Below are 12,585 nucleotides of genomic sequence, written 5' to 3'. Positions count from 1 at the left end.
AGGCATCAGCGAACAAAGCGATTAAGCAAGCTTAAACGTTGCTACTTTGTCACTTAGGCCAGCAGCTTGGTTCTTAAGTTCGTTAGACTCAGCCAAACTGTCTTGTGCACCCACAACCAAGTGGTCAGTCACATCCTTGATGGTCGTTATGTTTTGAGTAATCTCACCCGTCACGTGTGTTTGTTCTTCCGCTGCGGTTGCAATTTGCGTCGCCATATCGCTTATCAAAGCTACAGCCGTGTTGATCTCTTCCAGGGCATGCGAAGCTCTATCGGCATCTTCTACTGAATGCAATGCGAGCTTAGAACTACTCTCCATTAGTTCAACGGCTTGGCCTGTAGTTTTTTGCAGAATATCAATCGTCGATTTAATCTCTTCAGTCGAAGAATGAGTACGCTGCGAAAGCACCCGCACTTCATCAGCTACGACCGCAAAACCACGCCCTTGTTCACCAGCGCGAGCCGCTTCAATCGCAGCATTCAAAGCAAGTAAGTTGGTTTGTTCGGCAATGCCTTGGATCGTTGCCAATACCGTCGAGATCTCTTGAGCATGTTTGTTCAGTTCACTGATTACATTACCCGCTTCGTTCACCTCATTAGCTAAGTTATTGATCGAACCTTTGGTGTCGACTACCAGAGCGTGACCACTGTTGGTGCTCGTCGCTGAGTCTTGCGCTGCTTTTGCGGTTTGTTCTGCGTGTGAGGCAATCTCTTGCGTTGCACTAGCCATTTCTGTCACAGCTGTCGCGACCATCGTGATTTCTTGCTGTTGGTGATTGAGCTCGTTCACCGAACGGTTCGCACGCTGAGTACTTTGCTCTGATTGGCTGTTGAGTTGTTCTGATTGACCACGAATATGACCAATCAACTGCTGTAAACTACCAACAAACGTATTGAAGTTATTGGCTAACTCGCCGACTTCGTCTTGGTTTTCAACATGAATACGCTGAGTTAAATCACCACTACCATTGGCAATTTGTGCCAAGGCTTTCGAAACATGGTTAAGTGGACGGAATAGAATCGTACACAACAGGTTAAACAACACAGTACATACAATAACAACCAGTAACGTCACCAAAACTTGCCCCATCACTGCATCAAACAGTGGCGCTACCAACGAATTATGGTTCACCACGCTAACCGTAATCAGGTTGGTTCCCTCAATCGCGCTTGCATAAAGCACGTAATCAGTGCCATTCAACTCAATACTTATATCTTTTCTACTCGCTAGCGCTTTTTGTACATCCGAAAAGTCCAATCCTAGCGAGCTAATATCTTTGTTCAGTAACTTAGTGTCTGGGTGAGTGTAGACCGTGCCCTTGTTGGTCGCGATAAACATATACCCTTCACCAGGAAGAATCACTTTTTCAAGGCTGTTAAGAATGTCGGTAATCTCAACATCTGCACCTAACACCACTTGTTGACCATGCAATTGCATTGCGGTTCCTAGTGAAACAACATTAGCGCCCGTCGCAGCGGCCACCGTTGGATTGTCCATGAAGACTTTACTTGGGTTCGCTACCGCGTTTGTGTACCAACCCCATTGACGAGGGTCATCATTACCCGGTGGCAGTACCACTCCGTTCGCGTTCTTTTGTGAGCCATCCGGAAAGGCCAAGAACACATTATCAAAAGATGCGGAATCACGAACTTGTTTAAGGTGAGTTACCAAACTTTCTTGTTTTGATTCTTTCGAAAGAGAAGTCAGCGCGCGCTCTTTAGATAAGATCCAATCCGAAACATATTGATTGTAAGATGCCGACGTGCCTTCTAAACGTTGTGCAACTTCAACATCAAGTCGTTGTAATGAAGCACGAAAAGATAGAGCTTCGACCAAAATCCCCCCCAGGATGATGGCCATGCTAGCTGAGATCGCTAACTTATTCTTAAGCGAGAGTTTCTTGAACATAGGAAACCTATAATGTGGAAGTAAAAAAACGTGGCGAACAAATTGGTTGCCAAAACGGTTGCAAGCTGAATATATTTTACGCTTTAAAATAAATAATGAAACCGACGACAGGTTGTATTATTGATATGTGTGAACGATGACAGCCTTTGCAAGTGGCTTGCGCTGCTTCCAGCCCTGATCCCGCTAACGATACATCACGACTTTGACTGCCTCGGTAGAGTTTCTGAAAACCCTGATCCATTTGCCCAAGTAGTCGATTGAATTTCTCCGGTTGGTTCCAAACACTCTCTTTTTCTTGACTGCCCAACGGAAACAACGTCAATAACGCTTGGCTATGCGTTGTTAGCTTTAAACTGGTTTATTCCAGCGTCTGCTAATTTGTATCGTTACCATCCAAAGTGTCATTGGCTTTCTTAACTAAGGTTTCAACCTGTGTAAAAGCGTATTGGCGGTGTTCAATCTAGAGCAGAAGAACGAACCAATAAATGAAGCGCTTAATAAACAGCAAACCACTCGTTGGTTAAGCCATGTAATTGCGAATGATGCAGCAAGGGCATTTAACACAGAACTCAAGAAACATGGATTAACCATCGCTCTTTGAATACTGATCTAACCGACAATGGGCGTGCGATCCAAGAAGGTCTATTACCGTTCCCTGCTCAGATCCATCGACAATACCTAAGTGTATTAGAACCCGGGAACAACAAGAGATGAGTCGTTTACTGAAAATAGTCTCGCGAATGTAGTGTGACTAACCAAAATCCAAAGTCAACAATAGCCGCGTCTCGTCTGGAGCAGTGACTGGTGACCGATGGACAAGGCCAGCGTTTTCGTTTCCACCCCAGCGCTCACCCTTTAACAGAGCAACATCGCCACTTGAGAGTTCCTGAATATCAGACTCGTGACTGTACAGCCCTGAAGCTGAATCAGGTTGTCCGTTGCTTCCACGACCTAGCTTTGAGCGATCTACCGCATAGTTCGGCAGCCATTGAGTTGCAGTGCCGTGATAGGTAGTTACTAGGCGACAAGGCACTTGGTCAAAATGGAAGCGTGGACACATCGCTTGATTCAAAACCGCTAAACGTAACCCTACTTCTTCAAGCTCGAACAAACAACAAAACATATCCACCAGCTCCACCATATTACCTAACAGAGCCTTTGAAGCCGTTCCATCTGTCGCAAACTCTAGCTTCTCATAAGCATTCTCTGGTGACAGGTTAATAGATTTACTGAAGTTTGGGTTCAAAGCGATAAATTCACTGATTTCACCCGTTAGTTCTTGATCAAAGTTACGCTGCCAAATCGCGATATTGATATCACTTTGATAGATGTCGGCTAATACAGTTGGCTGCTCAGAAGCACTAGAACCCGCATTGTGACTCGCTTGAACTTTGATACTTACGGCTGAACTAATGTTGGGTGGCTGATTGCTATTGCTTGCCAAAGGCTTCGTTAAAACGGCATTCATTACGTAATCTCCTTGCGCATTCTTTTCGCCTCACTCTTACTTTTATCATTAATATCTAAATGTAAGAGTGAAATTATAGATATGTTATAACATAACAAATGGTATACGAACAACTAGCAGATCATGGTTCCAATAATATGGCGATGTACTCACTTACCTAGGGTAATTTGTTGCACGCTGGTCTAAGCTTTTATTTATCTTTCTTTTCAAAAAGATATTCAAAAAGCAAACTGGTTTATAACGTTAGACTGGTAAATTCAGCAACTTGGTGACCCAACTATGAAAAAACTAATCTCTACGCTCGGTCTCTTTTATGCCGTTATCTCCGCTCAATCTTTCGCGGAAAGCGGCTACACGTTAGATTCAGAATTATCAAATATCACCTTCGCAACCATTAAAAAGCAGTTTGTTGTTGAGCCCGCGTCGATCAAAGCGTCATCAGGAGGGCTCACAAAAGATGGCCAGTTTGCTATAATGTTGGACCTAAAGAGCCTAAGCACTGGCATAGCGATTCGTGACCAAAGACTCAATGAACTCTACTTTGAATCCATGACTTTCCCTGAGGTGAAGATAGCCGGGAAAATTGACCCATCAATACTTTCTAGCGATCCGCAAAACACGACCATCTCAGCCGAAGTCACTTTACATGGTATGACAAAGAAAATTGATTTCCCTGTTGTTGTAATTCCGACGGACGGTTTTGTTATGGTCAATTCTGCTTCTACCATCATTGTAAACGGCGCTGATTTTGGAATATCGACAGATAACCTAAACAAGCTTTCAGCGACGGTTGGCGGATTAGCCCTTTCAGACAAGATCCCATTAAGTTTCAATCTTATCTTCGAGAAATAGTTTTTTACCCCCCCCCCTTAGCTCCCCTTCAGTCAGTCACACTCACTTATTTTTGTGATTGGCATTTGAAGGGGAAACATTCAGTTATTCTCAATGTCTATAAAATTCAAAACTGAACACATATAAACCAAACATGAGTCGAATTACTCGGAACAGTCGACAAAATAAGACATACTAAAACCATCATTTAAAAGAAGTAACCAATAGCGTATGAATTCGATCAACCTCAGCAAACCGTTCACCCTTTCCAACGGCCAAATCATCAAAAATCGACTCTTCAAATCAGCGATGAGTGAACAACTTGGCGACAAACAGCATAACCCTAAGACTGGTTTAACAACCCTTTATCAGCGTTGGGCTGAAGGTGGCATCGGTTTATCCATGACAGGTAACGTGATGGTTGATAGAAATGCACTTGGTGAACCTAGCAACGTCGTCTTGGACGAGCAAAGTGACCTCACCATCTTTCGTGATTGGGCTAGTGCCGGAAAGCAAAACGACTCTCAGATATGGATGCAGCTAAACCATCCTGGTAAACAGATCCCTAAATTCCTTTGTGACCAGCCTGTCGCCCCTTCAGCTATCTCTTTAGAACGCGGATTAGAAAAAGGCTTTAACACCCCACGAGCACTAACAGACTCAGAAATACATGAAGTAATTAATAAGTTTGCCTTAAGCGCAAAATTGGCAAAACAGGCAGGATTTACTGGCGTGCAAATTCATGGTGCTCATGGTTACCTTGTGAGTCAATTCTTATCCTCAAGACACAATCAACGCGACGATAAATGGGGTGGTTCATTAGGGAACCGACTCAGATTCGTGCTCGAAGTCTACCGTGCGATCCGTAAAGAAGTAGGTAATGACTTTCCTGTGGGGATTAAGCTCAACAGTGCTGATTTCATGAAAGGTGGCTTCACTGAAGAAGAGTCGATGCAAGTTGTACAAACGCTCAGTAGCGACGGTATCGACTTAATTGAAATATCCGGTGGCACATATGAAAGCCCTTCGATGATGGGATCTAAAAATAAAACCCCACCTTTAAAGGCAAGTACATTGAAGCGCGAGGCCTACTTTATGGATTACATGATGAAGGTGAGAAAGCTTGTAGATACACCTTTGGTGGTCACTGGTGGCTTTCGAACAGCACCAGCAATGAACGACGCGTTACAAACCTTTGCGACTGACTTTATTGGAATTGCACGAACCATGGCGGTTGACCCAGACTTCCCCAATCGATTGATAAAAGATCCAAACCACGGCATGCCGTTAACTGTGCCAACGACAGGCAAGCCAACACTAGATAAAATGGCGATGGTTGGACTGGTTTGGTACGAGCATCAAATGTGGCGTATTGCCGCAGGAAAAAATGCAGATCCTCAGTTAAGTGCGCTTAGTGTAGTCATAAAAACGATTCTCAGTGCTGGCTGGCACGCCTTTAAGAAGCGCAGAGCCTAACGAGTTTCTTACCTTAAATTCAAAGACTTAAACAGTAAATGACGTGCTAAATGTCACATGTCGTTACACAGCATGATACCTTAGGGCTTTACATCTTGGGCGAGGTAAACAACAATCCCTGAGAATAAATCCATAACATAATGTATTTAGAAATTATGAGTAACACAGAAAACAAAAAATCTAGCCCTCTTTTCGAAATCGTTTTTAACGTCTTTCTTCCATCATTCATCTTGATGAAATTCAGTGGAGAGGAGCACCTAGGAACAGGTTTAGCACTGCTTGTGGCACTGGCTTTCCCTATCGCTTACGGTGGTATGGAACTAATCCGCAACAAGAAGTTTAATTTCATCGCGGCACTTGGTTTTGTGAGTGTGTTATTAACAGGTGGCATTGGTTTCTTCGAATTGGACACGCGTTGGTTAGCATTAAAAGAAGCGTTAATCCCAGGCATAATTGGTTTAGCGGTTCTTGGTTCTACTTTTACTCGCTATCCGTTCATCCAAAAAGTCATCTTCACGCCAGCACTGCTAAACATCTCTCTCATTGAAGAACGTTTAAAACAGTTCGGCCACCAAGCAAAGTTCGACCGCTGTTTAATGACGTCAAATTACATGTTCGCGAGTACTTTCGCTTTCTCTTCTGCGATGAACTACTTCTTAGCGACGTGGATTGTGACAAGCCCAGCGGGCACAGCCGCTTTTAATGAAGAGCTTGGCAAGCTGACACTTTACAGCTACCCAGCCATTGCAATCCCAAGCATGCTGATGATGTTAGGTATTTTCTACTATATTTGGCGTCAAGTTCGCGTTATGACGTCACTAGAAACAGAACAAATCTTTATTACTAAATAGTTCTGCATTGCAAGCTCAAAATCAAAGCTCAGCACTCTCGCTGGGCTTTTTTATTTCTGCGCCTAGTTTAACTAACTAATTAATCAATTAACTAATAACCCTACTCATTTATAAACAAAGTGCTGACTTATTATTGACTCTCTTAACCCAATAGAAGATAGATGCTCGCCTTTTTCATATCAGTTTAATAACGAGTATTTAAATTACCAATAGCTAAAGAATTACATTCAGTTATAATAAAAGGCGAGTTAACGCTCAATCTTGTTGATTACTTTACAAAACCCTACCCAGACGTTAACACTATTTCAGTCCTTATTGCTAAGATGGAACAAGCTCGGCCTTAAAAATAAGCGCCACTCGTACTCAATAAGGAATATAGAATATGAACAAATCTCAGTTAGTTGATCACATTGCCACTTCAGCAGATATCTCGAAGGAACAAGCAGGTTCAGCGTTAAACGCACTTGTTGAAGGTATTTCTAATACATTGGCTAAGGGTGATGATGTTGCCATCCTAGGTTTTGGTAGTTTCAAAGTTAATTCTCGTGCTGCTCGTACTGGTCGTAACCCACGAACGGGCGAAGAGATTCAAATTTCAGCATCAAAAACGCCTGCATTTAAAGCAGGTAAAGCACTAAAAGAGTCATGTAACGCTTAGGGTAAATAATAACTCAAAGCAGAATCCAAGGAAGATTACGATGTCTATAACTAAAGTAAAAGTTCAAGCTAGCCGCAGTAAAAAAGCAGGCAAGTCAACCAAAGCACAAGCCGAAACGCCTAAGACTCGTCAACGTATTGAAGAGCTTCTCGAAGAGCGCGAATTGGCCAAACTGTTAGAGTTATAGTTTGTTATCCTTCTAATGCCACTGCAGCTCTGCAGTGGCATTCTTTTTTAAAAACCTAGCCAGGCTGAATCCTAAATAATCCCTCCCCCAAGCCACTAGTAATAGTGCAGTCATAAGCTTGAAAGTTCTCACTTAATTAAACCCGGTCATTGATAACAAGTAATCGCGCACGATTTGAACACTAAGTAACAGACTCGATTACATTGTCATACATACCCATACGTACCCAACTTTCACTTTTCATTATCATCATCGGCATTAATGTTTATGAGAATAAAAGAAGCAGTTCGGAACGCTAGCGTGTTCAGGCAACGCTTCTTTACTGAGGTGATTATGAATGTAGTTCGTATGGGAATTGACGCTAATGTCCATAAAAATAAAGGCAAATACAAAGCGATAGTGAAGTTTGCAGTTCGAGCGTTATTTTTTTACTCAGACACAAGAAAAATGAATGACAATTTCAGCTCTATCGAGAGAAAGCTTTTATTTAAAAAACAGCCGAACTTCCTATCTAAATTTGTCACACCTTACTTATGTACCGATTTTAGTAAGAAAGAAAAAATTGACATACTATCAAAGCATTATGACTGGTTTGAAGATAAGTTCACCTCAACAGCTCGCCATCAAATATATAACGAGAGACTTAATCTTTTAGAGCTGAAAATTGATGAAAAAGCTTATTTTCTAAACCTAAGTTTTGAGAGAAATGCTAGAAAAGAAGGTGAACTGACCCTTTCCCTAACCGACTCAATCTTCAACAAAATGTACACCATATCATTCACCGTATTTAATAATGATATCTACATTGGCGGAATACAAGGGGGAGTAAACGACAACGGATTTAGCCGCTCGTTCACAAAAGCATTCTATGGTTTGAGACCGAAATCATTCATGGTTGAAACTCTTCGATTATTGGCCACCAGTTTGGAGATTGACCACATTTACGCCGTCAACGAATCTGGGCATGTTTCTAACTCATTACGATACGGCAAGAAGGGTAAAACAATCAGCCTGAAGTACAATTGCTTATGGGAAGAACACGACGGACAACAACACGACAAGTGTTTCTACGCTCTACCACTACAACCTACCAGGAAAGATCTTGAGGCTCTTAAGCGCCAAAAACGAAAACTGTATCGTGAACGTTACGCGTGGTTGGATCAATATGATCAAGATCTGAAAAATGTAATGAGTCAGCACACCCATGGTCCTGTTAATTATGCTCATGCGAGTTAATTTGGCTAACCTCTACTCAACTAGCTAACGCGTATTACCTTCATTAGCGTGCTTTAGTCTAATCACTGCTCTTAGACCAAACGCTCAAACCCGAGGTGACAGCTTCAAACTAACCTCTCCCCTCACCGACTAAGGCGTCTTTCAATAGAATAGAGTCGTCTTAGTCGGCAATGCATCTTCAAATAATCCGAATTTAAAGCGCGCCAAAGTAATCACCGTTATAGGGTTTACAGTCTTTTACATTAGTAAGAGCTAATAAATCAAAGCAAACATTAGACAGTGCTAATTTACACCTTTATAGTATCTAGGTATTTCGAAAACTACTCAATCGCCGGCGATTAGCCAGTCCTGATCATTAGGAAGATACAAGCTCTATGCTCGGCAATTTGTATAGTTAAACTTAGAGACAGTAATAGGTAAACGTATGACTAAAATTGTAATCATCGGAGGCGTAGCTGGCGGTGCTTCAGCTGCTGCACGCGCTCGTCGCCTTAGTGAAGAAGCCGAAATCATAATGTTTGAGCGAGGACCATTCGTCTCTTTTGCCAACTGTGGATTGCCATACCACATAGGTGGCGATATCGAGGATAGAAGCAAACTTCTGTTACAAACACCTGAAAGCTTCTTAGCTCGCTTCAACGTTGACGCACGAGTGATGAACGAAGTTACCTCAATTGATCGCACCAATAAAACCGTTACAGTCAAAAATCTTGTTGATGGTAGCCACTACAGCGAGAGTTACGACTTCTTATTACTCAGCCCAGGAGCCAGTGCCGTCGTTCCTCCCATCTCAGGAATCGATAACCCCCTCACCCATTCGCTACGCAATATTCCAGACATGGACCGCATCATCGAGACAATCCAAATGAATAAGCCTGAGCACGCGACAGTTGTTGGCGGTGGCTTTATCGGCTTGGAAATGATGGAAGCGTTTCATCAGCTTGGGATCAAAACTTCATTGATTGAGATGGCCGATCAAGTAATGACACCAGTAGACCGAGAAATGGCCGGCTTTGCCCATGCGGAGATTCGTGAAAAAGGCATCGACCTAAAACTCGGCGTCGCACTTGAATCTGTGAAATATATACCTAACGAACACATCGCAAGCTTTGATTCAGGCGAGAGCGAGAAGCACCAACACCTAGAGGGTGAATTAGAATTAACACTTAATAACGGTGAAACTCTCACAACCGATATTTTGATCATGGCTATTGGTGTACGTCCAGAAACAAAATTGGCGCAAGAAGCAGGCCTTCAACTAGGCGCTTTTGGTGGTATTTACACTAACGAATTTATGCAAACGAGCGATCCTTCAATTTACTCGGTCGGCGATGCAATAGAAGACAAAGACTTTGTAACAGGAGAGCAAACGCTCGTCCCATTAGCAGGCCCTGCCAACCGTCAAGGTCGAATGGCGGCAGACAACATGCTTGGTCGCCAAGAAGCTTATCAAGGCACTCAGGGGACCGCAATTTGTAAGATTTTTGACCTTGCAGTCGCTTCAACAGGTAAAAATGAGAAGCAACTAAAACAATCAGGAATCAGTTACGAAAAAGTATACGTCCATACAGCAAGCCATGCGAGCTACTACCCCGGCGCACAAGTTGTCTCGTTCAAGATGTTATTCGCTCCTAAGACAGGGAAAATACTGGGTGCGCAAGCCGTCGGTAAAGATGGCGTTGATAAGCGCATTGATGTTATGGCAGTAGCTCAACGTGCAGGTATGACCGTTGATCAACTTCAACACCTAGAATTAACCTATGCACCACCTTACGGGAGTGCTAAGGACGTGATTAACCAAGCCGCATTTGTTGCCAACAATATTATTAAAGGTGACGCGACACCTATTCATTTCGATGAGATTGAAACATTAAGCGACAACCAACTCCTACTCGATGTTCGTAACCCTGGCGAACTAGAAAATGGTGGCTTTATTGAAGGAGCAATCAACATTCCAGTCGACCAACTGCGTCATCGAATGAGTGAGCTTCCAATAGACAAAGAGATTGTAATCTACTGCCAAGTAGGGTTACGTGGTAACGTAGCTTATCGCCAACTCGTCAACAACGGCTTTAAAGCACGTAACTTAATCGGTGGTTATAGAACACTCATGTATGCAAAAGCTTAAGGACTAATACTTAGTCGCCGGTAATGGTTCGCGGACACTTACCGGCTAATTGCTAATTGCTAATTGCTAATTGCTAAGAGTAAGTCGACCATAAATAGATGTGAGTAGTTTATAGTAAACATTGAAAACAGAGCTTGGCATTTGAGTAAGTGCCAAGCTCTATTATTATTCGTAGGAGTCAATAAAAGATTGCAGTGCTTGCTAATCGACAATCTCTAACCCTTGCAAGCCCAAATCATAATAATAAATGGAAAATTCGAAATTCATCGTAATAAGTTCAACGGTTTCTCGCACACTCAATCCCCAACTATCTCTTCATTAATGAAAAGTGTCACTTCCAAAAACGAAACTTTAGCTTACTGGTTTTTGGCTGATATCGCGTTGACGAGCGGGTTTGAGAAGCGCATTCTTTAATTTCGAACAGAACAAGTTTTAACCTCGCGAGAGTGTGATTAAGTCATCCTTTGTTTTGTATAACGCATCTAATTGAACGGCAGGTCACATGAATAAAATTGTTATGTTAGTAATGGGGCTCTTTTTTACCAGTCGATTGTTTGCGAGTATTGTGCCGCATGTTAGTCAATTAGAACATGATGCACCTATCCTTATTCGTTCAGCATTGATTGTTGGTGTTGCGGCTTATGCCGTCTGGACTGCATTTAAATACTTTAAAAAGAACAAAGCTTCTGGCTCAGAACTGTAGAAATAAAAACTTAGAAAGCTTTGTAGTACTTAGCAGGTTTCGATTACTGATCCGCAAAATAGTCGACCAATATTTTACGCCACTTTCGCGACTCACGAATTTTCAAATCGCCCATTGGTTCTGCCGTGATCAATCATATATTTGAGCACTACATCATCAGCGACGATGGCTTCAACCTCGCCGTCCTCTAAAGCCGCTAACAACCTTGGCATATCTACATAACTCTTGTGTCGGATTTCAAAGCCGGTGAGCATCAAAGAAGAAGTTGTTGCGACTTTTTCCCCTACTTCTACGTTCACAAGATCATTAGAACTTAGGTTCGATGACTAAAGTGACGACATGAACTGACTTTTTGCCGATGAACATAACTTGCCACCTTGAGTAATCTGACTCTCTAAAAAGTAAATATTGCGTTTACTTTTTACCCATTGAGCGCGGATCTCTAACTCTTGGCCAATCAAAATTGGATGATGGAAACGAGACGTCAAGCTGACCGTCATAGCGGTGATATTATTTTGGAACAAGCAGTGCAACATGGTGGCATCGTGTAACGCGGTAACAATGCCGCCCTGCATAATGCCATCATAGCCCTCAGCTTTATCTGTTGGTACAATCTTGGCTAAGGCTTCATGCTTAGCTAAGTTCTCGTTATTGCTAGCAACTTCAAAGCAAATCGGGCTATCTGAAAAGAAGCCTTGGCTGCATACTTGGCAGCGGCGATGGTTGTGAGGAATGAAAACTTTCATACTTATCCTTATTCCTTTTACCCTTAGATTTCTAGAGATTGATATGGCTCGACCAAAAAAACATCGACAGTTATGTACTCGTGCGGCTTACTCTTGTTTTAAGCCTAATGGCGTCCCTATGGACGAGCTTCATCAAGAAGAGCTGCTATTAGAAGAGTTGGAAGCGCTACGCTTGGCTGATCAAGAAGGCCTAAGCCAGCTTGAAGCCGCCGAGCAGATGCAGGTGTCTCGCCAAACGTTCGGTAACATCATTAAACGTGCACGAGCCAAGGTTGCTAAATGCATCGTCAACGGCCACGCGTTAGTCATTCAAAACTCTTAACTGACACCCTAGCCTTAACTCTAGATCCCACTCTCACTGCTGGATACCGAACTCGTCACTGAGCGATTCAA

The 12,585-nt window shown here is 42.7% G+C and carries 12 protein-coding genes and 2 pseudogenes; 9 read left to right on the top strand and 5 right to left on the bottom strand.

What is annotated here, in order from left to right; translation table 11 throughout:
• Positions 1 to 21 precede the first annotated feature (21 nt).
• The 3 genes and pseudogenes from ACFI6G_RS01460 to ACFI6G_RS01450 form a co-directional block, all read right to left on the bottom strand.
• Positions 22 to 1,908 carry a methyl-accepting chemotaxis protein gene (locus ACFI6G_RS01460; protein ID WP_010441264.1) on the bottom strand — a complete coding sequence of 629 codons (1,887 nt, stop codon included), beginning with the start codon at positions 1,906 to 1,908 and terminating at the stop codon, positions 22 to 24.
• 76 nt (positions 1,909 to 1,984) lie between these two features.
• Positions 1,985 to 2,245 (bottom strand): annotated as a pseudogene (locus ACFI6G_RS01455) (cytochrome c); the annotation flags it as partial.
• 414 nt (positions 2,246 to 2,659) lie between these two features.
• Entirely contained in the window at positions 2,660 to 3,376 is a 717-nt protein-coding gene (locus ACFI6G_RS01450) for a DUF1826 domain-containing protein (protein ID WP_016793558.1), read from the bottom strand.
• 279 nt (positions 3,377 to 3,655) lie between these two features.
• On the opposite strand from ACFI6G_RS01450, the gene ACFI6G_RS01445 reads away from it, so the two are divergent.
• From ACFI6G_RS01445 to ACFI6G_RS01410, 8 genes are all read left to right on the top strand, one after another.
• Positions 3,656 to 4,228 carry a YceI family protein gene (locus ACFI6G_RS01445; RefSeq protein ID WP_016793559.1) on the top strand — a complete coding sequence of 191 codons (573 nt, stop codon included), beginning with the start codon at positions 3,656 to 3,658 and terminating at the stop codon, positions 4,226 to 4,228.
• 210 nt (positions 4,229 to 4,438) lie between these two features.
• Positions 4,439 to 5,683 (top strand): NADH:flavin oxidoreductase/NADH oxidase family protein, encoded by a 1,245-nt coding sequence (locus ACFI6G_RS01440; protein ID WP_010441270.1) that lies wholly within the window; start codon positions 4,439 to 4,441, stop codon positions 5,681 to 5,683.
• A gap of 155 nt (positions 5,684 to 5,838) precedes the next feature.
• Positions 5,839 to 6,534: a VC0807 family protein gene (locus ACFI6G_RS01435; RefSeq protein WP_010441278.1), complete on the top strand. Its 696-nt coding sequence runs from the start codon at positions 5,839 to 5,841 to the stop codon at positions 6,532 to 6,534.
• Positions 6,535 to 6,916: 382 nt separating this feature from the next.
• Complete coding sequence (locus ACFI6G_RS01430; RefSeq protein WP_010441280.1) at positions 6,917 to 7,192, top strand: HU family DNA-binding protein; 276 nt, start codon at positions 6,917 to 6,919, stop codon at positions 7,190 to 7,192.
• Between the two features lie 40 nt (positions 7,193 to 7,232).
• Positions 7,233 to 7,379, top strand: a complete 147-nt coding sequence (locus tag ACFI6G_RS01425) for a hypothetical protein (RefSeq protein ID WP_016790589.1) — start codon at positions 7,233 to 7,235, stop codon at positions 7,377 to 7,379.
• A 333-nt stretch (positions 7,380 to 7,712) separates the two neighbouring features.
• The gene (locus ACFI6G_RS01420) at positions 7,713 to 8,615 is read left to right on the top strand and encodes a VirK/YbjX family protein (RefSeq protein WP_133126655.1); all 903 of its coding nucleotides are present in this window, start codon (positions 7,713 to 7,715) and stop codon (positions 8,613 to 8,615) included.
• Positions 8,616 to 9,039: 424 nt separating this feature from the next.
• A complete protein-coding gene (locus ACFI6G_RS01415) occupies positions 9,040 to 10,743 on the top strand; it encodes an FAD-dependent oxidoreductase (protein WP_010441285.1) in 1,704 nt (567 codons plus the stop codon).
• 502 nt (positions 10,744 to 11,245) lie between these two features.
• Entirely contained in the window at positions 11,246 to 11,446 is a 201-nt protein-coding gene (locus ACFI6G_RS01410; protein WP_010441287.1) for a hypothetical protein, read from the top strand.
• Between the two features lie 43 nt (positions 11,447 to 11,489).
• On the opposite strand, the pseudogene ACFI6G_RS01405 reads toward ACFI6G_RS01410, so the two are convergent.
• Positions 11,490 to 11,754: pseudogene (locus ACFI6G_RS01405) on the bottom strand (ABC transporter substrate-binding protein); the annotation flags it as partial.
• Between the two features lie 18 nt (positions 11,755 to 11,772).
• Positions 11,773 to 12,192 (bottom strand): PaaI family thioesterase, encoded by a 420-nt coding sequence (locus ACFI6G_RS01400; RefSeq protein ID WP_010441290.1) that lies wholly within the window; start codon positions 12,190 to 12,192, stop codon positions 11,773 to 11,775.
• Between the two features lie 43 nt (positions 12,193 to 12,235).
• On the opposite strand from ACFI6G_RS01400, the gene ACFI6G_RS01395 reads away from it, so the two are divergent.
• Entirely contained in the window at positions 12,236 to 12,514 is a 279-nt protein-coding gene (locus ACFI6G_RS01395) for a DUF134 domain-containing protein (RefSeq protein WP_010441291.1), read from the top strand.
• Positions 12,515 to 12,585 lie beyond the last annotated feature (71 nt).

Source organism: Vibrio sp. PSi01, assembly GCF_054960695.1.
Note: the sequence above shows the minus strand (reverse complement) of the source record. Positions and strands in the feature narration are given on the sequence as shown.

Coding starts and splice junctions, on each gene's coding strand:
- ACFI6G_RS01460 (WP_010441264.1), bottom strand. CDS start 1,908: ATGTTCAAGAAACTCTCGCTTAAGAATAAGTTAGCGATCTCAGCTAGC.
- ACFI6G_RS01450 (WP_016793558.1), bottom strand. CDS start 3,376: ATGAATGCCGTTTTAACGAAGCCTTTGGCAAGCAATAGCAATCAGCCA.
- ACFI6G_RS01445 (WP_016793559.1), top strand. CDS start 3,656: ATGAAAAAACTAATCTCTACGCTCGGTCTCTTTTATGCCGTTATCTCC.
- ACFI6G_RS01440 (WP_010441270.1), top strand. CDS start 4,439: ATGAATTCGATCAACCTCAGCAAACCGTTCACCCTTTCCAACGGCCAA.
- ACFI6G_RS01435 (WP_010441278.1), top strand. CDS start 5,839: ATGAGTAACACAGAAAACAAAAAATCTAGCCCTCTTTTCGAAATCGTT.
- ACFI6G_RS01430 (WP_010441280.1), top strand. CDS start 6,917: ATGAACAAATCTCAGTTAGTTGATCACATTGCCACTTCAGCAGATATC.
- ACFI6G_RS01425 (WP_016790589.1), top strand. CDS start 7,233: ATGTCTATAACTAAAGTAAAAGTTCAAGCTAGCCGCAGTAAAAAAGCA.
- ACFI6G_RS01420 (WP_133126655.1), top strand. CDS start 7,713: ATGAATGTAGTTCGTATGGGAATTGACGCTAATGTCCATAAAAATAAA.
- ACFI6G_RS01415 (WP_010441285.1), top strand. CDS start 9,040: ATGACTAAAATTGTAATCATCGGAGGCGTAGCTGGCGGTGCTTCAGCT.
- ACFI6G_RS01410 (WP_010441287.1), top strand. CDS start 11,246: ATGAATAAAATTGTTATGTTAGTAATGGGGCTCTTTTTTACCAGTCGA.
- ACFI6G_RS01400 (WP_010441290.1), bottom strand. CDS start 12,192: ATGAAAGTTTTCATTCCTCACAACCATCGCCGCTGCCAAGTATGCAGC.
- ACFI6G_RS01395 (WP_010441291.1), top strand. CDS start 12,236: ATGGCTCGACCAAAAAAACATCGACAGTTATGTACTCGTGCGGCTTAC.